22 protein-coding genes are annotated in these 25,344 nt (G+C 47.1%); 1 reads left to right on the top strand and 21 read right to left on the bottom strand.

Annotation, left to right across the window (positions count from 1 at the left end; genetic code table 11):
- Positions 1-50 precede the first annotated feature (50 nt).
- The 12 genes from thrS to KNQ06_RS02950 form a co-directional block, all read right to left on the bottom strand.
- Complete coding sequence (gene thrS, locus KNQ06_RS03005) at positions 51-1,991, bottom strand: threonine--tRNA ligase (protein ID WP_029342321.1); 1,941 nt, start codon at positions 1,989-1,991, stop codon at positions 51-53.
- 310 nt (positions 1,992-2,301) lie between these two features.
- Positions 2,302-3,219: a primosomal protein DnaI gene (gene dnaI / locus KNQ06_RS03000; protein ID WP_023469020.1), complete on the bottom strand. Its 918-nt coding sequence runs from the start codon at positions 3,217-3,219 to the stop codon at positions 2,302-2,304.
- Positions 3,220-3,231: 12 nt separating this feature from the next.
- Positions 3,232-4,593, bottom strand: a complete 1,362-nt coding sequence (locus KNQ06_RS02995) for a replication initiation and membrane attachment family protein (RefSeq protein ID WP_214771098.1) — start codon at positions 4,591-4,593, stop codon at positions 3,232-3,234.
- 72 nt (positions 4,594-4,665) lie between these two features.
- Positions 4,666-5,142, bottom strand: coding sequence for a transcriptional regulator NrdR (gene nrdR / locus KNQ06_RS02990; RefSeq protein WP_023469022.1), 477 nt, complete (start codon positions 5,140-5,142; stop codon positions 4,666-4,668).
- A 13-nt stretch (positions 5,143-5,155) separates the two neighbouring features.
- Entirely contained in the window at positions 5,156-5,524 is a 369-nt protein-coding gene (locus KNQ06_RS02985) for a hypothetical protein (RefSeq protein ID WP_023469023.1), read from the bottom strand.
- 107 nt (positions 5,525-5,631) lie between these two features.
- Positions 5,632-6,018 carry an adenosylmethionine decarboxylase gene (gene speD / locus KNQ06_RS02980; protein WP_023469024.1) on the bottom strand — a complete coding sequence of 129 codons (387 nt, stop codon included), beginning with the start codon at positions 6,016-6,018 and terminating at the stop codon, positions 5,632-5,634.
- Positions 6,019-6,276: 258 nt separating this feature from the next.
- Positions 6,277-7,320, bottom strand: coding sequence for a glyceraldehyde-3-phosphate dehydrogenase (locus tag KNQ06_RS02975; protein ID WP_058264727.1), 1,044 nt, complete (start codon positions 7,318-7,320; stop codon positions 6,277-6,279).
- A gap of 132 nt (positions 7,321-7,452) precedes the next feature.
- Positions 7,453-8,058, bottom strand: coding sequence for a dephospho-CoA kinase (coaE, locus tag KNQ06_RS02970; protein ID WP_214771101.1), 606 nt, complete (start codon positions 8,056-8,058; stop codon positions 7,453-7,455).
- The gene (mutM, locus tag KNQ06_RS02965; RefSeq protein WP_035396555.1) at positions 8,055-8,885 is read right to left on the bottom strand and encodes a DNA-formamidopyrimidine glycosylase; all 831 of its coding nucleotides are present in this window, start codon (positions 8,883-8,885) and stop codon (positions 8,055-8,057) included. Before mutM ends, coaE begins: the two co-directional genes overlap by 4 nt.
- Before the next feature lie 16 nt (positions 8,886-8,901).
- Positions 8,902-11,499, bottom strand: coding sequence for a DNA polymerase I (polA, locus tag KNQ06_RS02960; protein ID WP_214771104.1), 2,598 nt, complete (start codon positions 11,497-11,499; stop codon positions 8,902-8,904).
- Positions 11,500-11,711: 212 nt separating this feature from the next.
- Positions 11,712-13,445: a two-component system histidine kinase PnpS gene (gene pnpS, locus KNQ06_RS02955; RefSeq protein ID WP_050677648.1), complete on the bottom strand. Its 1,734-nt coding sequence runs from the start codon at positions 13,443-13,445 to the stop codon at positions 11,712-11,714.
- A complete protein-coding gene (locus KNQ06_RS02950; RefSeq protein WP_369815309.1) occupies positions 13,442-14,161 on the bottom strand; it encodes a response regulator in 720 nt (239 codons plus the stop codon). The genes pnpS and KNQ06_RS02950 overlap by 4 nt, the downstream gene beginning before the upstream one ends.
- A gap of 211 nt (positions 14,162-14,372) precedes the next feature.
- On the opposite strand from KNQ06_RS02950, the gene KNQ06_RS02945 reads away from it, so the two are divergent.
- Entirely contained in the window at positions 14,373-14,798 is a 426-nt protein-coding gene (locus tag KNQ06_RS02945) for a divergent PAP2 family protein (RefSeq protein ID WP_133207611.1), read from the top strand.
- A gap of 59 nt (positions 14,799-14,857) precedes the next feature.
- Here KNQ06_RS02945 and KNQ06_RS02940 read toward each other — a convergent pair whose 3' ends face one another.
- The 9 genes from KNQ06_RS02940 to accD form a co-directional block, all read right to left on the bottom strand.
- Positions 14,858-15,997 carry a zinc-dependent alcohol dehydrogenase gene (locus tag KNQ06_RS02940; RefSeq protein ID WP_035396552.1) on the bottom strand — a complete coding sequence of 380 codons (1,140 nt, stop codon included), beginning with the start codon at positions 15,995-15,997 and terminating at the stop codon, positions 14,858-14,860.
- 456 nt (positions 15,998-16,453) lie between these two features.
- On the bottom strand, positions 16,454-17,392 hold the full coding sequence (gene mdh, locus KNQ06_RS02935; protein WP_214771107.1) for a malate dehydrogenase: 939 nt from the start codon (positions 17,390-17,392) through the stop codon (positions 16,454-16,456).
- Between the two features lie 22 nt (positions 17,393-17,414).
- Complete coding sequence (gene icd, locus KNQ06_RS02930; RefSeq protein WP_149427711.1) at positions 17,415-18,689, bottom strand: NADP-dependent isocitrate dehydrogenase; 1,275 nt, start codon at positions 18,687-18,689, stop codon at positions 17,415-17,417.
- Positions 18,690-18,760: 71 nt separating this feature from the next.
- Positions 18,761-19,873 (bottom strand): citrate synthase, encoded by a 1,113-nt coding sequence (citZ, locus tag KNQ06_RS02925; protein ID WP_053454034.1) that lies wholly within the window; start codon positions 19,871-19,873, stop codon positions 18,761-18,763.
- Between the two features lie 218 nt (positions 19,874-20,091).
- Complete coding sequence (locus tag KNQ06_RS02920; protein WP_023469036.1) at positions 20,092-20,562, bottom strand: DUF441 domain-containing protein; 471 nt, start codon at positions 20,560-20,562, stop codon at positions 20,092-20,094.
- 59 nt (positions 20,563-20,621) lie between these two features.
- Complete coding sequence (pyk, locus tag KNQ06_RS02915; RefSeq protein WP_050677653.1) at positions 20,622-22,370, bottom strand: pyruvate kinase; 1,749 nt, start codon at positions 22,368-22,370, stop codon at positions 20,622-20,624.
- Positions 22,371-22,435: 65 nt separating this feature from the next.
- The gene (gene pfkA / locus KNQ06_RS02910) at positions 22,436-23,404 is read right to left on the bottom strand and encodes a 6-phosphofructokinase (RefSeq protein ID WP_029342336.1); all 969 of its coding nucleotides are present in this window, start codon (positions 23,402-23,404) and stop codon (positions 22,436-22,438) included.
- A gap of 147 nt (positions 23,405-23,551) precedes the next feature.
- Complete coding sequence (gene accA / locus KNQ06_RS02905) at positions 23,552-24,487, bottom strand: acetyl-CoA carboxylase carboxyl transferase subunit alpha (protein ID WP_023469039.1); 936 nt, start codon at positions 24,485-24,487, stop codon at positions 23,552-23,554.
- Positions 24,474-25,334 (bottom strand): acetyl-CoA carboxylase, carboxyltransferase subunit beta, encoded by an 861-nt coding sequence (accD, locus tag KNQ06_RS02900; protein WP_023469040.1) that lies wholly within the window; start codon positions 25,332-25,334, stop codon positions 24,474-24,476. The genes accA and accD overlap by 14 nt, the downstream gene beginning before the upstream one ends.
- Positions 25,335-25,344 lie beyond the last annotated feature (10 nt).

Below are 25,344 nucleotides of genomic sequence, written 5' to 3'. Positions count from 1 at the left end.
AAAAAAGTCCGCCCTACAGTAGCAGGACGAACTCTTTCATGAGGCTAGAATTATTTTGAACGGTTCGCGATTTCTTGCTCTAAATCAGCGACGAATTGTTCAAGTGATGCGTTGCTTGAGTCTTTTGAACCGTAGCGACGAATGTTGACTTCGCGCGATTCGACTTCTTTGTCACCTAGAACGAGCATGACTGGTACTTTATTGACTTGTGCTTCACGAATCCGGTATCCGAGTTTCTCGTCACGGAAATCTGTTTCGACACGAATTCCTTTTTTCAGCAAGATCGCTTTGATTTCACGGGCATAGTCTTCATGCACTTTAGAAACCGGAATCAATTTCACCTGGACCGGTGCGAGCCATGTTGGGAACGCGCCTTTGTATTCTTCGATCAAGTATGCGACGAATCGTTCCATCGTCGAAACGACACCACGGTGTAAGACGACCGGACGGTGATCTTGTCCGTCATTTCCTTTGTACGTCAATTCGAATCGCTCTGGTAAGAGGAAGTCGAGTTGGACTGTCGAAAGCGTCTCATCTTTACCAAGTGCTGTCCGAACTTGCACGTCAAGCTTTGGTCCGTAGAAGGCAGCTTCGCCTTCTGCTTCGAAGTATTCGAGTTCGAGCTCATCCATTGTTTCTTTCAACTCACGTTGCGCCATTTCCCAAATCGCATCGTTATCGAAGTACTTCTCTTTGTCCGCTGGGTCACGGTACGAAAGACGGAATTTGTAATCCGTGATTCCGAAGTCAGCATAGACTTCTTGAATGAGGTGAACGATGGCTTTGAACTCATCTTTCATTTGGTCAGGACGGACGAACGTATGTCCATCGTTAAGGACCATATAACGAACACGCTGAAGACCAGTCAAGGCACCAGACATCTCATAACGGTGCATACCACCAAGCTCCGCGACACGAAGCGGTAAATCACGGTACGAACGCGGTTCGTTCTTGTAGACCATCATGTGGTGTGGACAGTTCATCGGACGAAGAACGAGTTCTTCATTGTCCATCTCCATTTTCGGGAACATGTCATCTTGATAGTGATCCCAGTGACCCGATGTCTTGTATAGATCGACTGAACCGAGAACCGGTGTATAGACGTGCTCATATCCAAGTTCGAGTTCTTTATCGACGATATAACGTTCGACCGTCCGACGGATCGCTGCTCCTTTTGGTAGCCACATCGGGAGTCCTTGACCGACTTCTTGAGAAGTGAAGAACAAGCCAAGTTCCTTCCCGAGTTTACGGTGATCCCGCTCTTTCGCTTCAGCAAGGAAGTGGAGATGTTGTTTCAACTGATCTTTTGTCGCCCATGCTGTACCGTAAATCCGTTGTAACATCTTGTTTTTTGAATCCCCACGCCAGTAAGCACCAGCAATGCTCATCAATTTGAAGACTTGTAGCTTCGCTGTTGCTGGAACGTGTGGTCCACGGCAGAGATCGAAGAATTCGCCTTGACGGTAAATCGTCAAATCCTGATCAGCAGGAATCGATTCGATCAATTCGACTTTCAACGGATCATTGAGTTCTTTATAGATTGCAAGTGCTTCGTCACGCGAAACGACTTCGCGTTCGATCGGCAAGTTCTCACCCGCGATTTTATTCATCATTTTCTCGATTTCTGGTAAGTCTTCTTCTGTCAGACGACGTTCCATATCGATGTCATAGTAGAAACCATTCTCGATTGTCGGTCCGATCCCAAGATGAATCGTTTCATCTGGATACAGACGTTTGATGGCTTGTGCCATCAAGTGAGCTGAAGAGTGACGAATCAAGTCGAGCCCTTCTTCTGAATCCGGCATGATCAATTCGATTGTGCCGTCCTCTTCGATTGGACGACGGTAATCGATTGCGTGCCCGTTTAGTTTGGCAGCAAATGCTTTTTTACGAAGTCCTGGGCTGATTGAAGCAGCAACTTCTTCTGCTGTCGTACCGACTGCGAATTCCTTTACGGCGCCATCTGGAAATGTAAGTGCGATGTTTGACATGACTGTTTCCCCCTTTAACAAAATAAAAAAGACTCATCCCTAAAAAGGGACGAGTCTTAATCTCGTGGTACCACCCTCGTTCCCGGACCAATGTTGGTTCGGCTCGAACACGCGTTAACGGGCGTGAAGCGCAAACGGATTAGCCCCGTTCGTGCTATGAGGGAGTAAAGACATGAATGATGCCATGAGAAGCTTCCACCATTCTTCTCTCGCTAGTTTGGTTCATTTCATACTTCATATCCTCAATCGTTGCATCGTCTATTGACGTGTCATTAGTATAACGAATCGGTCGCTTCCTTGACAAGGAAAATTAGTAGCGACGTCGATTTTCACCGAGGAACTCGATCGGTTGCGTCGTCGTCCGGATCCGCTCCATCAGTCGTGCGGCCTTTAATTTATCACCTTGATCGTTCGTAATCCCGAAATGGAGCTCGAGTTCATCATAAGATAAGTTTGAGCTGAACAATGTCGGCAGACGATGCATCATGCGGTATTGCAAAATGATTCCGAACAATTCATCTCGTACCCACGGACTGATCGATTCTGCACCGATATCGTCAATCAACAAGACTGGAATCGTTTGGAATCCTTCAAGGAACGTATCGAACGAGTCCGACCGGATCCGTCGTTTCGCTTCAGCAACGAATCCCGGGGCATGGACGAGAATCGTTGCAATCCGTTCTTTCTTTAGTGCATTCCCGATCGCAGCCAAGAGATACGTTTTCCCGACACCAAAGCTACCGTGCAGGTACAGTCCCTTTACATGCTCTTTTGAGCGCAAATGATTGAGGAACTGCGACGCCGCACGTAAAGCGAGCTTCCGGTCCGTCGTCGACAAGTCGAAATCGCTGAAGTTCGCATCGCGCACTTCGTCCGGCAGGAACAGACTCTTGAACTTTTTCTCAAGTGCACGTTCATCTTCTCGGTCTTTGAGCGCTTGTGACTTCTCATACGAAACGACGATCTGTCCTTTCTCGACGTGCAGGATCGGCTGATAGCCTTCGATGACGGCTTTACTTTCGATCAGTCGATTCCCATCCATCTGTTCCGCGTATTCGTTCAGTTTGAGCATTCCCCGCTCGATCATCCGTTGATCGATCTCTGGATGGGTCCGTAAGAACATGACGACCCCCGGATGAGACAACACCCGTTGTTGAATCGCTCGAACCGATTCTGCAACGTCCGGTCGACTTAATATTTTTTCGATAGATGATTGGATATGTTCCATGTCCCGACTCCTTTAGTTCCCCTTCAGTTCTCGTAAGATTCGTTCCATCTCTTCATCGTCTGGAACATCCGCTTCGAAACTCGCTTTTTTAGAGGCTTCATACTGTTGCTGTTTCGCCTTCTCTTCTTGCAACCACTTCGGATTCGGACCGCCGTTCGTATTGCTGGCCCGTCCCCGACGTCCACCAACGGTCTGACGCGCTCGTTCTTGTTTTTGCTCCTGCTTCTTCGCAATCAAATCATCTTGCTCCTGCGTCTTCGCCAGTGCCTCGGATGCTGTCACGTACCCTTTCTGTTTCCAATCATCGACGATGGATAAGAGGAAGTTCTTACTGAAGCGATTGTCTTTTTTGACGACGAGCGCATAGTAGTAGGCGGCATTGACGATCCCAGACGACATCTCATAATCGATGATCAATTGTTGGATCAACTCTTCATCTCGCTCTGATAACGCTTTGACCTTCCGCAACTTCGCGACATAATGCTTCGGATGGGTGCTTTCCATCGTTTCTGTCGCTTCGACGTCTCCGACCTCGATTGTATCGAGTGAGGCGACCTTCGCTTTTTTCTCGCGGCTGAGTTTTTGTTTCGCTGACAACATCATCTGTTTGCAACGTTCTTGTTTCTCAGCATCGGTCATCGGCAAGTATGCTTCGTGACGGAAACGGGCATTCAACAGTTCCGCCATCAATGCTTCATTCGACTGCGTGACGTACGCAAGCTTTACGAGCAGATGATCGATTGCCTTTGAGTAAAAGTTCCGTGGTAAAAAGCGATCGGTTTGACGTTTCATCTCTTCTAAATCAAACGAATAATCGAATTCATATACTGCTCGTTCCTGTTTCGCATAGGCCTTCGGTTGATGCGCAGAAGCAAGACCAGCTTTCACATCGAACACTTGATCAAACCTGACCGTCCGATCAACGATATTCTTCGGAAGCGGCTCGGTCCGGAAACGATGCTGTAACGACCGGAACCGGATTTCACCGACGCGGTAGAATAGCAGACTCGATAACACTCCGTCATTCAAGAAAGTGTTTGGCGCAAGCGGCACTCGGATTTGATAGATGTAGCGATACGCGGCTTGGCGCGCTTCGAACGTCCGGATCAAACCGATCCCTTCTAGCTTGAATAACTCTTCCTTGAATTCATCGACGGAAAAACCAAGTAGCGTTCCGAGTTCTGCATGGGAGATGTATTGGGATTTTGTTTTTCCCGGAATCATCTCGCTCCAAAACGTTTGATAGAGTCCAAGTGCTTTGACACCAATGATCGGCTGGTACAAATAATATAAAGATTGATAGGCTTCACGGTCGACGACACCATTGCTCATCACTAAGCAAAGATCGGTACCGGAAAGTTCACGTTCTACCATCTGACTCGTCCTTTCCTTAGGGAGAAAAAGAGAGGTGCGCTGACCGGACAGACGACCTCTCTTATATCACGTTCAATTTTCACGGTCATTTTCTTGATGTCGCTCCATCAGCTCAGAGAGCTCTTGGAAGAAGACATTGATGTCCTTGAATTGTTTATAAACACTCGCAAAGCGGACGTATGCCACTTCATCGACGGAAGCTAATTCATTTAACACGAGACGTCCGACCTGCTCACTTGGAATCTCATGCTGAGCCGTCGCCCGCAATGCCTTTTCGACCCGACTGACGACTGTTTCTAGCTGTTCAATCGAAATCGGTCGTTTTTCACAGGCACGCACTAGTCCCCGCAAAATTTTATCACGATTGAACTCGTCGCGTGTTCCGTCTTTCTTTACGATGATTAAAGGGGTCTGTTCGACCATTTCGAAAGTCGTAAAGCGATAGCCGCAAGACTCACATTCACGTCTCCTCCGAATCGAACCGAAATCCTGGACCGGTCTTGAGTCCAGTACTTTTGTTCCGTTAAAATTACAGGCTGGACAGCGCATGCCGTACCTCCGTTCACGTGATTTCTTTTGTTCCAATCATTTTTAATCGATATCCCGCATCAAGTGATGCATAGATTCGCTCGATGTGTTTTTCGAGATCAGGTCCGAGAAGACTTTCACGATGTAAGAATAGATCGACGGCCGTACGTCCGCCCGCCACCATAATGACGGTCGCGAGTCCGTCGACTTCTTTTAATGTAAAAGCGAGTTCTCCACGTTCCGCGTCAACACGACGAACTGTCCCGCCCTCTTGCTTTAAGATATTTTCTAAACCAGCAAACAACATCTCGACTGTTGCCGCATAGTAGTGTGTGCGTAAATTTTCGTTTTTATGTGTATCGGATGTCTCTAGCTGTTTTTGCAAGCGTTCCTTCAGTCCCATGGTCATCCTCTTTTCTTTGTTTCTTCTACTATTAAGAATAACAGACGTCAGACATATTAAAAAGCCCTCGTCTGAACGACGAGGGCTTGACGAATTCGTGTGTGTTGTCAGTTGACGTGCTGGACAGTAGCCGCTGGAACTTGAACTGGTCCCATACCACGTGGAATTTCGACATTTTCACGGATTTTCGCATCGAGCTTTTCAGCAATGTAGTTCGCTGCGATGGCTGGATCGATCCGATCCCCACAAGTAAAGACATCAACCGATGCATACCCGTGCTCTGGGAAACTGTGAATCGTCAAGTGCGATTCAGAGATAATGACGACGCCACTGACGCCGTGTGGTGCAAACTTGTGGAATGCTACTTCTCGTACTTCTGCACCTGCTTGAAGTGCTGCGTCAACGAAAAGTCGTTCAACGAATTCCATGTCGTTCAATTTTTCAGGATTACAATCCCAAAGTTCTGCAATAATGTGTCTTCCCATAGTATCCATTTGTGGATCCCCCCTACATTCAATGGTCTTCAAAGTAGTTGATCACTTACTTTGCGCCTGAGTCGTTCGCACCCACGGGGGAAAGTTAGTCCAGAGAGGTCCTAACCCTTTAAGCTGCGATTGCCAGACCGATTGAAGTTCACGATTTGAATTATAGCGAGTATCAAAAAGATACACAAGGATAAATTTCAAAAATTAATACATTTCTAGAAAAAAAACGGGACAGGTCCCGTCGTTACTGGGATCTGCCCGTTGTCATTAATTCAATTCAAGTTCTTTTTCAACCGTTCCCATCGCCTCTAAGTGCGCCGAAACAAGGTGTACGAGGTCGACGACGCGGCAGGAGTAACCCCATTCATTATCGTACCAAGCGAGGACCTTCACTTGACGACCACCCATGACCATTGTCGAGAGTCCATCGACGACCGTCGAACGCTCTTCTCCGTTGAAGTCGATCGAAACGAGCGGTTCCATCGTCATTCCGAGAATGCCTTCAAGCGCACCGTCCGCTGCTTTCGTGAACGCTTCGTTCACTTCAGCAACTGTCGTATCGCGACTGACTTCGACGACGAGATCGACGAGTGAGACGTTTGGTGTCGGAACACGAAGCGCGAGTCCATTCAATTTTCCTTCCAAATGTGGCAAGACGAGAGAAATCGCCTTTGCCGCACCTGTCGATGTTGGAATGATCGATGATCCACATGCACGGGCGCGTCGTAAATCCTTATGCGGATTGTCAATATTATTTTGATCGTTCGTAAACGCGTGAACCGTCGTTACGAGACCCGATTCGATTCCGAATGCCCGGTCGATGACTTGCACGACAGGTGCGAGACAGTTCGTCGTACACGATGCGTTCGAAACGATAGCATCTGTTTCATGATCATACATGTCGTCATTGACACCCATGACGATCGTCCGGACATCCCCTTTAGCAGGTGCCGTGATGACGACCTTTTTTGCGCCTGCCACTAAATGCTTCGCAGCACCCGTATCTGAGTTGAACTTTCCTGTCGCTTCGACGACGATATCGATGCCGAGTTCCCCCCACGGCAATAGTTCAGGATTGCGTTCACTGACGATTTGAATTTGTCTTCCGTCAACCATCAACGCCCCATCGATGATGTCGACCGAATAATTGAATTTCCCATGTACCGTGTCGTACTTGATTAAATGTGCGAGTGTTTCGACTGGATAACTTGCATTGATTGCTACGACTTCGCTTTTCCCCTCAGCGATCAGACGTCGAAAGACCATTCGACCAATTCGACCAAAACCATTGACTGCCACCTTGACTCCCATGTGCGGATCCCCCTTCAATGTGACGGATGTAGCTCCGTTTACAGATAGAACTATATCATGAAATGTAAGCGATTTCATTATGTTCTCTAAAAAAAGTGAGAGAAGATGGAAACTTCTCTCACTTCACACTTTTCATGTACCACTCTCATGCTTATCGGTGTCATATAATACTAACCACTTATCAATTTGTTGATATAACGAATCAAGACTCCCATCATTGAAGAACACATCATCCGCAAGCTCTTTTTTCTGTTCAATGCTAAGTTGCGAATGAATACGTGCATATGCTTCTTCTTCCGATAGGTCATTACGTTGCATCAATCGTCTTAACTGCATGTTTTCCGGACAATACACGACTACGACACGGTCGAACAGCGTCCGCCAATCGCCTTCAAGTAACAACGGAATATCAAATACGACGAGCGAATGTCCTGAACGTTCATAGGCATCTGCTTCATCAAGCATCTGTCGTCGAATACTTGGGTGCATCAACTGATTCAGCTGTTGTCGTTTTTCGCTATCCTGAAAAATGATTTGTCCAAGTTTTGGACGAACGAGACGTCCTTCCTCGAATGCTTCCGGGAAGGCCATCTTGACCCCATCATAGGCTCGCCCTCCTGGTTCAATGACTTCTCGCGCAACAAGATCCGCATCGATGACCGCTATTCCTTTTTGCTTCAGATAACTAGAGACCGTACTTTTACCGGTGGCGATACTGCCCGTCAGACCAACCCTCATAAGGCGACCTGTTGGCACGTCGGACAGAAGTGCGTTCCTCGTCCACCGACTTTGATTTTTTCAATGGCAGTGCCGCAACGGGGACATGGTTCGCCCTTTTGACCGTATACCGCGAGTTGAAGCTGGAACTCACCTTTTCCGGAAGGTGAGACATAACTTCGGATCGTACTTCCCCCTGCTTCTACCGCTTGTCGTAAGACGTCGACACCGGCTTGATGGATGCGTGAAATATCATCAAGCGTCAAGGCACCAGCCTTCGTCAACGGATGGACACGTGCCGCATGCAGGGTCTCATCGACATAGATGTTACCGAGACCAAGGAAGATGGATTGGTCGAGCAGTGCCGTTTTGATTGGACTTCTTTTTTTACGAATTAAATTCTCCGCTAACACTTCTGCTGTGAACTCCGGATCAAACGGTTCACGCTCCAGCTGTGCCAGTGGAGCAGTCTGCATCGCTGTTTCCTTATCACGCAATTCCATCGTTCCGAACTTCCGGACGTCATTGTAATGCAGCTCCGAACCATCCGTGAATCGGAAGACGACATGGGTATGTTTATCCCGCTCGACCGGTTGTGGATACGGGAAGTACTTCCCTTCCATCCGCAAATGGCTGACGAGATAAAAACGATCAAAATCAAAGAGTAGGAACTTACCGCGACGTTCGACGCGTTCGATCCGTTCTTGATGTAAGGCATCTGCAAATGGTGCCACTTCCATCCCCCGAATCATTTTCGGGTGGTAGACTTTGACGGAAGAGACTGTTTTTCCAGAGACCGAACGTTCTAAACTGCGGCGAACGGTCTCGACTTCAGGTAATTCAGGCACGTCTATTCCTCCTTGCTTACTTCGTTTCGTACCACGTATGTCCTGCGCCCCCATCGACGCGTAGCGGTACGGATAGTTCGACGGTCTGCTCCATCGCTTGTTTGACAAGCGCTTGTAAAGCGTCGAGTTCCTCGTCTGGTGCTTCAAAAATCAATTCATCGTGTACTTGTAATAACAAACGCGCTTTCAGATCAGATGCCTGTAAGGCAGCATGAACATCAAGCATCGCTTTTTTAATGATATCCGCAGCCGAACCTTGAATCGGCGTATTGATTGCCGTACGTTCCGCAAAACCGCGTAAGTTGAAGTTTTTCGAATTGATATCCGGAATGTTACGGCGACGGTTCATCAACGTTTCGACGAATCCATTCGCTCGTGCCGTTTCAATCGCCGTATCCATGAACTGTTTGATTTGCGGGAACAGCTCGAAATAACGATCGATGAACGATTGTGCTTCCTTCCGCGTGATGTTCAAGTTTTGTGACAGTCCATAATCGCTGATTCCATAAATAATGCCGAAGTTGACGGCTTTCGCCTGACGCCGCATATTTCCTGTGACATCCTCCGGTTCAACACCAAAGACACTACTTGCCGTTTGAGTATGGATATCCTCATCATGTAAGAATGCATCGACAAGCGTCTGATCCTGCGACATATCGGCCATGACACGTAATTCGATTTGTGAATAGTCGGCAGCGTACAGTGACCAGCCTGCCTCACTCGGAACGAAGGCTTTTCGAATCTTCCGTCCTTCTTCGATCCGAATCGGGATATTCTGAAGGTTCGGATTGACCGAACTTAAACGACCTGTCTGGGCAATCGTCTGAGCAAAACGGGTGTGAATCTTTCCGTCTTCCTTGATGACTTTTTGTAAGCCTTCGACATACGTCGACTGTAATTTTTGGAGCTCCCGGTATAACATGATGTGATCGATGACCGGATGCAGCGGACGCAGTTTTTCAAGGACGTCTGCGGCAGTCGAGTAGCCGGTCTTTGTTTTCTTGAAGGCGGGCAGTTCGAGTTTTTCAAACAGAATCACACCAAGTTGTTTCGGTGAATTGATATTGAACGACTCACCTGCCGCTTCAAAGACCAACGTCTCAAGTTCTGTAAGACGCCCGGCAAGATCTGCTTGCATCGATTGGAGCGTCGCGACGTCGACACGAATCCCGGTCCACTCCATCTCAGCGAGGACACCTGACAATGGACGCTCTAGTGTTTCATACAGCTCATATTGCTGATTCGCCTTCAACTCTTCCCGAACTTTCGGGAACAATAACTCAATCATCCGTGCCTTTTCTGCAAGATAAGGATGTAATACGTCATCCGCTGGGGCTAGACGTTTGGCTCCCTTACCGAGGACTGCTTCTTCGTTCGGTGCCATCAATGCATAATGACCAGCAATTGAAGCGAGCGTCGTGCCACCACTTAAGTTCAATAAGTAACCCGCTAATAACAGATCCTCATAACCGTTTAAGGTTAAGCCGTGCTTACGCAACGTGAATGCGACTTGTTTGGCATCAAGACAAATCTTCCGATGTTCCGACTCGATCCATTGGCGGAATGCCGGATCCTCGACCAGCGTTGGGGCAGCAACATAGATCGTGTCAGGCGTTGCGATCGCAAACCCGATGATGTCCTCTTCCATGTAATCCTCTCGCAACTGTTCAGCAAGCAACACCGCATCGGTGACGTCTTCAGGAAGTGAAGTGATCGTCACGACGTTCAACTGCTCTTTATCCTCTTCTTTGACGACAGGGGCGAATCGATTCGTCAACGATTTGAAGCCGAGCGACTGGAACAACGAATACGGCACTTGGGTATCAACGTCGCGAATTTGCAAATCATCTAGCGTCGTCTCGAGCGGGACATCGACTTTAATTGTCGCAAGTTCTTTCGATAGTCGTGCTAACTCTTCGTTCGCGATGACTTTTTCCTTCTGCTTACCTTTTAAGTCTTCAACATGTTCATACAGTCCTTCGACAGAACCATATGCCGAAATTAATTTAACTGCCGTCTTTTCACCAATCCCAGGAATCCCTGGAATATTATCCGACTTATCCCCCATTAACCCTTTCAGGTCAATCATTTGAATCGGTTTGAGACCACCATACGTCTCTGCGAACAGTTCCTCCGTCATGCACTGGACGTCCGTGATCCCACGCTTCGTGATCAAGACTTCGACCTTATCCGTGACAAGTTGAAGTAAATCTTTATCACCTGTGACGATCCGCGTCCGATCCGTCGGCATCGTTCGTGCGAGCGTACCAATCAAATCATCTGCCTCATAACGATGGAGTTCCATCATTTGAATACCGAGCGCTTCACAGATATCCCGGACGATCGGGAATTGCTCACGTAGTTCGGACGGTGTCTTTTCCCGACTTCCCTTATACTCCTGATAGACATCATGACGGAACGTTTCACTCGAAGCATCAAAGGCAACGAGCATATGTGTCGGTTGTTCTTCCTCGAGCAACTTCAATAACATCATCGTAAAGCCATAAGCTGCGTTCGTATTTCGTCCTTGCGCATCCGTCATTGGTGGTAAGGCGAAAAACGCCCGATAGGTCAACGAGTTCCCATCAATCAATAGCAATTTATTTTCCATCATCTACGCCCCTTTAATCGATTTTCTGTTCCTATTGTATCACTCTACACACATTTGTTCGCTAAAAATGACCAAAAAAAGACGATTGACTCACGGGGAGTCAATCGCCAAGGGCATGACGACATGGGAGCTGATCCAGTCGCCATACAGATGATGAAGAAGGTACTTTCATCATAAGATACGTCTATTAAGGAAATGTGAATCCACTGTGAAATTCAGCCATGTTTTGGTAAACGAATCGTAAATGTCGTCCCTTTCTGCTCTTCTGAAGCGACTTCGATTTCACCATGATGAAGGTCGACGATGTGTTTGACGATAGCTAGTCCAAGACCCGTTCCCCCAGAATTGCGGCTTCTTGCCTTATCGACGCGATAGAAACGTTCGAAGATCCGTTGGGTTTCTTTCGGATGGATGCCAATTCCGTCATCTTTGATGATGAGCTGGACAGACTCTTCCCCATCCTCGAGCTGAATCCAGACGTTGCCACCATTTGGCGTATAATTCAACGCATTCGCGACCAAGTTGACGACGACCTGTTTCAATCGATTCAAATCTGCTCGAATGAAGACTTCCTCTTCCGTTTCGATATGAATCGTCATCTCTTTTTCTGTTGCTCGTCGGTCCAGGAGTGCTGCCGTTTCCCGAACGAGACTTGTCACATCAACGATTGCTGTCTCGAGTTGATAATTATCCTGTTCTAGACGAGAGAGTTCAAGCAAGTCTTCCACCAATGTCTGCATCCGTTCCGATTCGTCATGAATGATCCGTAAAAATTGTTCTCGGATTTCCGGAACCTCTTGCGCACCATCGAGTAACGTTTCCGCAAACCCTTTGATGGACGTCAACGGTGTCTTTAATTCATGGCTGACATTCGCGACGAAGTCTTTGCGCATTTGTTCCAGTTTTTTGATTTCCGTGATGTCGTTAAAGACAACGGTCGTTCCCTGCACGCGACCGTTCTTATCGAAAATCGGAGCGGCACTGACCATGAACGTCCGACTATTGATGCCGAATCGCACACTCGACTGCTTTCGATTTGGTTTTTCCGTCAGATAGACATCTTCAATCACCTGGCTCATCTTTTCGTTTGGAAGTACACGATAGTACAGCTTCCCGCTAGACGGTTCATGAATGTTGAACATTTCCCGATACGTCCGGTTGACGAGCAGGACATAGCCTTTTTCATCAATCAACATGAGACCGGCTCCCATGTACTCGATCAAGGATTCAAGACGCGCCCGTTGCATCGCTTCACCAGAAGATGCGTTCTCGAGATTGCGCGCTAGTAGATTGATGGAGCGCCCTAAATCGCGTGATTCGTCGGGTGCCGACAACTCATAGACGCGTGACTTGTAATTTCCATGCGACAGTTCGTGCAGGACATCGGTTGCCTCCGCGATCGGTCGAAGGAATCGTTTCGTCGATCGATAAATCGTCAAGAATATAACCAATAACGACGCAACTAGAGAAAGGATGATGACCGTCCAAATCCGTGAATAAATGACGTTTAAGTCTTTTGCGTAACGAATGAAACTGACGTACACCTCGCCACCGTCCGCTGTCGGAACAGGCTTCGTGAATTGGACGACACTGTCATCTGTTTTCGATTCAAACGTCCCCTCATCAGGAATCGCTGAAAAATTAAGAGTCGCGACTTTTAGTTTCGTCACATCAACCGGTGTACCAGCAATGATCTCACCCCGACCATTGAATAAAATCATGTCGAAGTTCGATTCAGCGTACAATTGATTTACGTACTGGGCCATCTCCGAAACATCGCGTCCTTGTAAGATTGTCTCGACAAGAGAAGTCTCATCCATCAATTTTTCTTTTTCATTTTGGACATAGAACTCTTTGAAGGATTGTCCAAGTAAGAAACCGAGTGCAATCAGCACGAGACTGATGAACGAAAACATTTTAAAGATGAACCGCTTGCGATACTTACTCATTCCGGTTTCGGCTCCTCCATCTTATACCCGAGACCACGAATCGTTTTGATATAAATCGGTTTTTTCGTATTCGGCTCGATTTTTTCACGAACATGACTAATGTGCACATCCACGATTCGTGTATCGCCGACGAAATCATAGTTCCAGATTGCGGATAACAGTTGATCTCGTGTCAGGACACGTCCCTTATTTTTAGCAAGATATACGAGCAATTCGAATTCTTTAGGTGTCAGTTCAAGACGCTCTTCTGCTTTGAAAGCTTCGTAGTTATCTGGAACGATCTTGACATCACCAATCAGAATCGTCCCATCCGTCACTTCTTCCGAAGGTGTTGTCTGATGACTCATTCGTCGTAAAATTGCTTTCACACGGGCGACGACTTCACGTGGGCTAAATGGTTTTGTCAGATAATCGTCCGCACCGAGTTCAAGACCAAGGACTTTATCGAACTCATCATCCTTTGCCGTCAGCATCAAGATCGGCGTATTGATTTTCTGTTGGCGTAGCCGTTTACATACTTCAAGACCGTCGAGTTCCGGCAACATGAGATCCAGTACGATCAGTGCGGCATCTTGTTTTTCCGCTAATTTTAAACCTGACATCCCATCATGTGCCGTTTCGACGATGAAACCAGCCTGTTCTAGATTAAACTTCAATAGTGTTGCAATCGACAATTCATCATCTACCACGATAATTTTATCTTTCAAACCTTGCATCCCCCTCAAGTTTCGTTCTTTCGAATGAGGAATTCCGTGGAATCCGCTTCGTCTGTCTTCATCTTACCGACTTTCACAGGAAAATCACAAATCTTTCTGCTGTTTCTTTACACAATCTTTAAAGGAGATGCCGAATCCAACTAGATCGTTCGTGTAAAAGCTAATAAAATGGGGAAACAATACATATCGTTAATTGTAGGAGGTAGAATGTATGGAATGGAACCATCCCCTTTTTGCAGCCATCACGGCGTGGTTCATCGCTCAAGCAGCGAAGCTTGTCACGAGTTTGGTTCGGACACGAAAGTTCGACCTGGAAATCATGTTTGCTTCCGGTGGTATGCCTAGTTCACATAGTTCGACTGTCGTCGCCTTAGCCGTTGTCATCGGTTTTCAGGAGGGCTTCTCGTCTTCGATTTTCGCACTGGCTGTCATCTTTGCGACAATCATCATGTATGATGCGACCGGTGTCAGACAAGCAGTCGGTGTTCAGGCAAAACTACTCAATGATTATTTCAAAGGAATTCGCCATGAGACTCCTCTCCTGAATGAGCTCGTCGGTCATACCGAATTTCAGGTGTTCGTCGGTCTGTTACTCGGACTAGCCGTCGGTATTCTGTGGCCCGTCTTCTTCTTTTAATCCTATGATGTACAACAGCCCATCCAAAAATCGGATGGGCTGTTTGAGTATGATATAGCTTATGGTTTCAAGACGACCTTGATACATCCATCTGTCCGATCATTAAATGTCTGATAGGCAGAAGCAGCATCATCAAGTGCCACTCGGTGTGTCACGATATCCGTCGGATCAAATTCTTGATTGATGATTTTCTGGAACAGTTCCGGCATCAAATGAACGACTGGTGCTTGTCCCATTTTCAGCGTAATATTTCGGGTAAAGAAATCGCCAAGCGGAAACTGATTATATTTTTTAGCGTAGACGCCTGTCAACTGCACAGTACCAAATTTCCGGACAGCGTCCTTTGCAATGTCAATGGCACTCAACGTTCCACCTTGCAGACCAATCTTTTGTTCAATTTTTTCTACAGGGGACATCTTCCCATCAAAACCGACGCAATCAATGACGACGTCTGCTCCACCTTGTGTTAGCTCTTTAATATACGCACCACTTTCTGCGTGATCCGAGAAATTTACTGTCTCGACTTTATTCGTGACTTTAGCATGATTTAATCGATACACTTGATCATCCACCGCAATGACTCGCTTTGCTCCTTGCATCCATGCAAATTTTTGTGTCATTAGTCCAACTGGTCCTGATCCGAGTACGACGACCGTATCTCCTTTTTTCACACCCGCATGCAGGACACTCCAATACGCCGTAGGTAAAACGTCAGATAAGAACAATAATGCCTCATCTTCTAATTCGCATGATTCAGGAATCACGAGTGGCATGAAATTCCCGAACGGAACTTTTAAATATTCCGCCTGACCACCGGGATGTCCACCAAACTCTTCTGTAAAACCGAAGTACCCACCTGTATCGACATGGGGATTTCCGTTCGAGTTATCACATTGACTCTCCATATCATGTTCACAAAAGAAACAGTGACCACAAGCAACATTAAACGGTAACACGACGCGGTCGCCACGCTTGACCTTCGTCACACCTGGTCCAACCTCTTCAACGATGCCCATCGGTTCATGACCAATGACATAATCTTTGTGAGCCGGCATATTTCCTTGATAGATGTGTAAATCTGATCCACAAATTGCAGTCGATGTGATTTTGACGATGATATCATCGTTTTTATCAATCGATGGATCCTGGACTTGTTTAACTTGAACATCTTTTGCTCCTTGGTACGTTACGGCGCGCATGTGGCATCCCCCTTAGTGGAATAAAATGACGTACCTTTGTCCTTACCCTAATACAATCATCTTTTCTACATGTTTATTAAAATTGGAACTTTTCGCCTATGTGTATCGTATGTTGTGAAAAACACACTTTACACAATAAACCTATGAATGAAAGGAGGCACTCACGTGGCACGATGCACCGTTTGTCGTCAATCCTGGTCTGCTCGAACAATCTATCATTTAATCTGGTCTGCTCACGGACTGCCCTGTCCACATTGTCAAAACTCACAACACCTACATATGGAACACCAAGGTTACTTCCTTCGAATCGGATACTTGATTCCTTGGCTGACGTTTCTTCTTATATTGGTCTGCCCTTGGTATGCCAAGTTATCGCACTATGCTTCTCCTCATCGATTATGACGAGATGAAAAAAGACGAGCTTGTCGAAAGTGACAAGTTCGTCTTTTTTTAGAATCAAGATTTTAATAAGTCGAGTACAGAGCGGACTGTAGAGGCAGAGCGATTCAAAGCCTCTTGCTCCTCAGTCGTCAGTTCGAGTTCATAGACATGCTCGACACCGTTTCCGCCAAGAATGACCGGTACACCGAAATACATATCGTCATATCCATATTCGCCTTCGAGATAAGCAATGGCAGGTAGAATACGTCGCTGGTCCTTCAAGATCGCCTCGACCATCTCAGCAATTGCTGCTGCCGGTGCGTAGTAAGCGGAACCGTTTCCGAGTAACTGAACGATTTCACCGCCGCCTTTACGTGTTCGGTCAACGATCGCATCTAACCGCTCCTTGGATATCAGTTTCTCGATTGGAATACCTCCCGCCTGAGAATAGCGCAGTAGTGGCACCATGTCATCCCCGTGTCCGCCGAGTACGAATCCCGATACATCCTTTACAGAAACGTTCAGTTCCTCTGCTAAGAATGTCCGGAAGCGTGCTGTGTCGAGGACACCGGATTGACCGATGACACGCTCTTTCGGAAAACCAGATGCTTGATAGACCGTATACGTCATCGCATCGACAGGATTCGTCAAAACGATGATGATCGATTCCGGTGCATGCGCAACGATTTCCTTCGTCACAGCTGTCATGACGGCAGCATTCGTACTCACGAGGTCCTCGCGGCTCATACCCGGCTTCCGAGCGATACCGGCAGTGATGACGACGATATCCGCACCGTTGATGTCGGCATAGTTCGATGTCCCTTTTACTGAAGCATCAAACCCGAGGATCGGCGCTGCCTCTTGTATATCGAGCGCCTTTCCTTTCGTCGGATTCTCTTGCTCAGGTCGGTCGACGAGGACGACATCTCCTAGCTCTCGCTGAGCAAGATAGAGTGCTGTCGTTGCGCCCGTAAAGCCACTTCCTATGACTGCGATCTTCTTCCGTCTGTTCATCGACTCATTCCTCCTGATCGGATTACATGTTTTTGATGAGTTCGTCCGCGAATTCAGAACACTTCACTTCAGTCGCACCATCCATGAGACGTGCGAAGTCGTATGTGACGACTTTCGATTCAATCGATGTTTCCATCGATTTGATGATGAGATCTGCCGCTTCGTTCCAGCCGAGGTGACGGAACATCATTTCGCCTGACAAGATGACAGACGATGGGTTGACTTTATCAAGTCCAGCGTATTTCGGTGCTGTACCGTGAGTGGCTTCAAAAATCGCATGACCTGTCATGTAGTTGATGTTTGCTCCAGGTGCGATTCCGATACCACCGACTTGTGCAGCAAGTGCATCCGAGATGTAGTCACCGTTCAAGTTCATTGTCGCAACGACATCGAACTCTTTTGGACGAGTCAAGATTTGTTGTAAGAAGATATCAGCGATTGAGTCTTTCACGATCAACTTACCAGCAGCTTCTGCGTCTGCTTGTGCTTTATTCGCAGCATCTGTTCCTTCTTCTTCCTTGATGCGATCGTACTGGTTCCAAGTGAAGACGTGCTCTGCGTATTCACGCTCAGCAAGCTCATAACCCCAGTTTTTGAAAGCACCCTCAGTGAACTTCATGATGTTTCCTTTATGAACGAGCGTCAACGAAGCGCGTTTGTTCTCGAGTGCATATTCGATTGCTGCACGAACGAGGCGTTCTGTTCCCTCTTTTGAAATCGGTTTGATTCCAAGACCAGATGTCTCAGGGAAGCGGATTTTATTGACACCCATTTCGTTTTGAAGGAACTGAAGCAGTTTTGCAGCGCCTTCGCTACCTTCTGCGTATTCGATTCCTGCGTAGATGTCTTCAGTATTTTCACGGAAGATGACCATGTCTGTATCTTCTGGGCGTTTAACCGGTGAAGGAACACCTGTGAAGTAACGAACTGGACGAAGACATGTGTACAAATCAAGCTCTTGACGTAGAGCAACGTTCAACGAACGGATTCCGCCGCCGACTGGTGTCGTCAGTGGTCCCTTGATTGCGATGATGTGCTCACGAATGAGATCGAGTGTCTCTTCTGGTAACCAGTTGCCTGTTTTGTTGAATGCTTTTTCACCAGCGTAGACTTCTTTCCATTCGATTTTCTTCTCACCGTTGTATGCTTTTTCAACTGCCGCATCAAACACACGTACAGCTGCGTTCCAGATGTCAGGTCCTGTTCCGTCACCAATGATGAACGGAATGATTGGAGCGTTTGGAACTTGAAGTGTACCGTTAGTTACTGTGATGTTTTCGCCTTGAAGTGTAGCCATGTCTAAAAATCCCCCTTAAGTAATTGTAATCTACATCAAAAATCAGGAGAGGATTGCTCCTCCCCGTCCTTTTAACGTTCTTCGATGGACACGTATGTCCGGTGCGTTTCACCCGTGTAGTCTGCACGCGGGCGAATCAGACGGTTATCGCTATACTGCTCTAAAATGTGCGCCAACCAACCTGACATCCGACTTACTGCAAAGATTGGAGTGAATAGTTCTGTATCAAGTCCAAGTGCATGGTACGTAGAAGCGGAATAGAAATCAACATTTGGTTTCAATCCTTTTTCCGATTGGACGATTTCGTCGATCTTAACTGACATCTCATACCATTTCGGCTCCCCGATTTGAGCAGTCAGCTGACGACTCATTTCTTGAAGGTGCTTCGCACGTGGGTCGCCGTCCTTGTAGACACGGTGACCGAAGCCCATGATTTTTTGCTTGTTCTCAAGTTTATTATGAACATACTCGTCAACCTTTTCAACCGAATCAATTTCTAACAACATCTTCATGACGGCTTCGTTCGCGCCACCGTGAAGTGGTCCTTTTAATGCGCCCATCGCTGCCGTCACACCTGAGTAGACGTCAGAGAGTGTCGCGACACACACGCGTGCTGTGAACGTCGAAGCGTTCAACTCGTGGTCAGCGTGAAGAACGAGCGCTTGGTTAAAGGCTTTTTCTGCAACTTCCGTTGGCTCTTCACCAGTCAACATGAACAAGAAATTTCCTGCGTATGAAAGACCTGTTTTAGGTGCGATCGGCTCTTGTCCTTTTTTGATACGAGCGTAAGCTGTGACGAGTGTTGCGATTTGTGCCTGTAATTTGATGGCTTTAGCGTAATTCGCCTCAGTCGACATATCTTCCGATGTCTCATCGTAAAGCGCGAGTTGAGAGAGCGCTGTTCGAATCGTCGCCATCGCATTCGCCGACTTCGGTGCTGCCTTCATCGTTTCAAGAACGGCAGTCGCAACCGTTGCTTCGGAAATAAGTGCTTCCGATAGTTGCTTCAATTCCTCTTCTTTTGGTAGACGGTCGTTCCACAACAAGAAGACGACTTCCTCAAATGAGGCGTGCTCCGCCAAATCATCAATCGTATAACCGCCATACGTCAATTGACCATCGATGATCGAACTGATTTTCGATGAAGTCGCGACGATTCCTTCTAAACCTTTAGTTTGCGTCATGACAATAATCCCCCTTTTTTTCCCCAGAAATTTAAAACGCTTTCATTTCCGTATTGAAAAAAAGACGTCCACTCAAGAGTCGTTCCCCATGCTTGTAGCGCTGTACTCTTGAATAGACCATCTTGTTTCTGTTCTTAGTATAAACAAAAATACCCAAAAAGTGAATGAACTTGCATACTATTATCAAAAAATTAATTCAGTTACTTTGCTGATTCGGCTCATCCTGTGAACGCTTTTGCGATGACATCCCACATTCCAATGACGAGCGCCGCGATTCCAGCACCAATCAATGGTCCGACCGGTACCCCACGGAAAAGTCCTACTGCAAGAATCGTTCCAGCTAGCAAGGCTGTCGTCACGAGTGGATCTTCTTTCATCAGTCCAACACCGTGTGCCGCGACGATTGCAACAAAAATTCCTGATAAAAATGAGATGATGCCGATATGTCCCCGAATACTTTGGAGCAACTCCTTAAATCCGATATCCCCTGCTGCAATCGGTACGAGGATCGCTGCCGTGATCAATGTGACGCCCCACGTGATTCCTTTTGCCTGCAAGGACGGAAACAGTCTACCATCCAGCCCGATTGCCTTGATGATCAGCAGGAAGGCTGCAGCAATGATTAATGATTTATTTTGTGCGATGACCCCGATGAAGACGAGGGCAATCAAAAAAAGATAAGCTTCCATACGTCCTCCTCATACAAAAAAAGACGGACATGACCTAAGTCACGTCCGTCATGAATGGATTATGCGTTATATAGTTTACCTGTCAATGGATCGATTGAGATCATTTGACCGTCTTTGAAGACTGTCAATGCATCTTCGACACCAACGATGACTGGTTTACCGAGTGATGGTCCAACGATTCCAGCATGGCTTGTCAATCCGCCATCAACTGTGATCATCGCTGCAGCCATCTCGATTGCAGGCATCATGTCACGATCAGTTGAGTTCGTAACGAGGATCATGCCTGGCTTCGCTTTAGAGTTTGCTTCTTCAGCATTGTTTGCGATGACGACTTCGCCAACGACTCCACGCTCACCGATCCCACGACCGTTTGCGATCTCTTTACCGACGATGTGGATTTTCAACATGTTCGTTGTACCAGCAGTCAAAGCAGGGATACCAGCTGAGATGACGACGAGATCACCGTCTGTGACGAAACCAGCGTCTTTTGCTGTGTCCGCAGCAAGTGTCAACATGTCATCCGTGTTGTCTGAAAGATGATCAACGACGATTGGGTACACGCCCCATACGATGTTCAACTGACGTGCGACACGTGCGCTTGGTGTAACAGCGACGATGTTTGGCTCTGGACGGTATTTCGAGATACGTGCAGCCGTGTAACCCGATTGTGTCGGTGTCAAGATTGCTTTTGCGTCCAAGTTGATCGCAGTGTGCGTAACCGCTTGAGCGATTGCATCCGTCACTGTGTGCTCACTACGTGTCTGACGATCTTTCAACAAGAGCTTGTAGTCGAGCATTTTTTCTGTACGTTTTGCGATCGAATGCATCATTTGGACAGATTCGATTGGGTAGTCCCCTGCTGCTGTCTCACCTGAAAGCATGATTGCATCCGTACCATCAAGAATCGCGTTCGCGACGTCTGATGCTTCAGCACGTGTTGGACGTGGGAAACGTTGCATCGAGTCAAGCATTTGTGTTGCTGTAATGACTGGTTTACCGAAGTCGTTACAAAGCTTGATCAAGTCTTTTTGAGTTGGCGTGACTTCTTCCGTTGGAATCTCGATACCGAGGTCACCACGCGCTACCATCAAACCGTCCGAAATCGCAAGGATTTCTTCGATGTTATCGACACCTTCTTGGTTCTCGATTTTCGGGAAGATTTTGATGTGGCTCGCGTTGTTTTTCTCAAGCAATTGACGAATCGCAACGACGTCTGACGCACGGCGCACGAAAGATGCCGCGATCAAATCGATATCGCTCTTGATACCGAACTCGATATCCGCAATATCTTTTTCTGTCAAAGCAGGAAGGTTAACCTTCACGTTTGGCAAGTTAACGCCTTTTTTCGTCTTGATGACGCCTTCGTTTTCGATTGAACAACGAAGCTCACGGTTCGGAAGTTTTTCAGTGACACGAAGACCGATGAGACCGTCATCAAGCATGATCATCGAACCAACTTCGACGTCATCATAGAGTCCTTCATACGTGACAGAGAATTTATCTTTCGTTCCGACGATTTCGTTTGCGTCTCCGCTAACGATGATGACTTCTTGACCACGTTCGAGAAGCGCTTTTCCTTCTTCAAACGAATGTGTACGGATTTCTGGTCCTTTCGTATCAAGAAGAATCGTAACGATTTTGTTTGCTTCTTTCGCTGCACGACGGATATCCGTGATACGTGCACCGTGTTCTTCATAATCGCCGTGTGAGAAGTTCAAACGAGCGACGTTCATACCTGCTTCAATCATTTCTGGAAGACGTTTTTCTGACGCCGGTCCAATCGTACATACAATTTTAGTTCTACGCATATTCCATAAACCTCCTACGGTGTTTGGCCAAGTTCTCTTGTCCATTCCAATCCTATCGACGTTCGTTAAATCGAAAGCTGTTTTGAAAGCTCGAGAATATCAAGATCCAGCTCATGTTTATTTTCGTCGAGTGCCTCATCGATATCGAGATCGATCATCTTACCACCACGTACACCTACGACACGTCCTTGTTTTCCTTGAAGTAGGATTTCGATGGCATGCGCCCCCATCCGACTTGCAAGTACACGGTCCGCTGCCGTTGGTGCTCCACCACGTTGAACGTGACCAAGAACCGTGACGCGTGTATCGAGACCTGTTTCTTTTGCGATAGCGTCTCCAACGTCCTGAGCACGACCTGCACCTTCAGCGACGATGACGATTGAGTGTTTCTTACCGCGATTGACACCACTTTGAATGCGATCGAGGACTTCTTTTAAATCTTCAGGACGCTCAGGAACAAGAATCGATTCTGCTCCACCAGCAAGTCCTGCATATAATGCGATATCACCCGCATCGCGTCCCATGACTTCAATGACATACGTCCGCTCATGCGACGATGCCGTATCACGGATTTTATCGATCGCTTCAAGCGCCGTGTTGAGCGCTGTATCAAAACCGATCGTATAGTCCGTTCCAGGAATATCGTTATCGATCGTACCTGGAAGTCCAATTGTCGGGAAGCCAAGTCCCGTCAATTTTTGGGCACCACGATACGACCCGTCTCCGCCTACGACGACGAGTGCATCAATTTCAAATTTCTTAAGATTGACGACCGCTTTTGCTCGTCCTTCTTCTGTACGGAACTCAGGGCAACGTGCTGAACGTAGGAACGTTCCGCCTCGTTGAATGATGTCACCGACTGACCCAAGGTTCAACTGGACGATGTCCCCGTTGATTAATCCTTGATAGCCGTTATAAACACCAAATACTTCTAAGCCATGAAAAATCGCTTTACGCGTGACAGCACGCACCGCGGCATTCATACCTGGTGCATCGCCGCCACTCGTTAAGACAGCAATCCGTTTTAAACTCACGTTAATCACCTCTCCATTAATCTGAATCTAAAATAGCACGTTGTTTTCTTGTTTTACAACAGGGCAGATTGCATAAACTTTCACTTGTTTTTTCATTACCGATTCCGGAAATGAGGAATATCAATCATGATAGCGATTACATGGTGCTTATGTGCCAATTTGGTGATATTTTTCGGTCCGCTGATCAATGAGCTCTTCCTTGGTCAGGTGAACCAATGATTCGAGCTTCTGTACCAATACAGTTTTTAATTTATCCGCCTGTAATGACACATCGAGATGCGCCCCTCCGACGACTTCTGGAATGATGGCATCAGCGATCCCGAGTCGTAATAAATCAGGTGCTGTGATCTTCATCGATTCTGCCGCTTTCTCCGCAAGACTTGCATCTTTCCACAACAATGCTGCAGCACCTTCAGGAGAGATGACCGAATACGTTGAATTCTCGAGCATCAAGAGTTGGTCACACACTCCGATTCCTAAAGCACCACCTGATCCACCTTCACCGATGACGATTGAGATGATTGGAACCGTCATACCAGCCATCTCAAACAGGTTTTTCGCGATGGCCTCACTCTGACCACGTTCTTCTGCTGCACGTCCTGGGTAAGCCCCTTTCGTGTCGATGAACGTAATGATCGGTCGATTGAATTTCTCCGCTTGTTGCATGAGACGTAGTGCTTTTCGATACCCTTCCGGATGTGGCATCCCGAAATTACGACGAATGTTTTCTTTTGTATCTTTTCCGCGTTGATGACCGATGATCGTCACCGGACGACCATTCAGTGTTCCGATTCCACCGACGATTGCCGCATCATCATATCCATGACGATCGCCGTGCAGTTCGATGAAATCTTCACAAATGGATTCAATGTAATCGAGTGTTGTTGGACGTTCTGGATGACGTGCCAATTGAACGCGATTCCACGCTTTCATATTCCCGTAAATATCGAGTTCTAACCGATGAAGGCGTTCTTCAAGAAGTTGAAGTTCTTCCTTGAAGTCTAGTCCTTGTGTTTCCGCCATATCATGGAGCTCAAGAATTTTTTCGCGTAACGCGATGACTGGTTGGTCAAATGGTTGCATGGTTCGTTCCCTCCGCATGTAGCTTTAAGATTCGCGTATAGTACGTTTTCAGATCATGTCGTGATACGACATCGTCCAGTTGACCTGCTTGTAATAAGAATTCTGCTGTTTGGAAATCTTCCGGTAGTTTTTCACGTATCGTCTGTTCGATGATCCGTCGACCTGCAAATCCGATCAACGCCCCCGGTTCAGCGATGTTAAAGTCACCGAGCATCGCAAAACTTGCTGATACCCCGCCGGTCGTCGGATGAGTCATACAAGAAATATAAAGTAGTCCAGCATCTGAATGCTGTTTTAAGAAGAGACTCGATTTCGCCATCTGCATGAGACTAACCATTCCCTCTTGCATCCGTGCTCCACCTGAAGCGGAGAAAATCGTGACAGGTAGACGATGTTTCGTTGCGTAACGAACCGCTTCAGAAATCGCAGCACCAACCGCTGCACCCATCGAACCCATCCGGAATCGTGCATCCATGACACAAGCGACGAGTGGGTGACCATTCACATTCCCGACGCCACAGACGATCGCTTCCTCAAGACCCGTTCTGACTTGGTCGCCCTTTAATTTTTCCGGGTAATCCTGGAATCCAAGCGGATCCGCTTGAACTGCCGGTAAGTCGAAATACGTCACCGAACCTTCATCGAATAATTGCGTAAAACGTTCTTGCGCGGTCAACGGGTGATGATACCCACATGAACAGACACGTAAGTTCGCCTCCAGTTGTTTCGTATATTGGATTAATTTACATTTCGGACACTTCGTCATTAGGCCAACTGGCACATCGACACGCTGCTCCTTCGAAGTCAGCGTGACGAACTTTTTAGGTTTTCGAAAAAATGCTTGCACGTTCAGTTCC

This window comes from Exiguobacterium sp. s91 (assembly GCF_018618915.1).
GTDB classification, from domain to species: Bacteria; Bacillota; Bacilli; order Exiguobacteriales; family Exiguobacteriaceae; genus Exiguobacterium_A; species Exiguobacterium_A abrahamii.
This window is presented reverse-complemented; position numbering and strand designations above follow the sequence as displayed.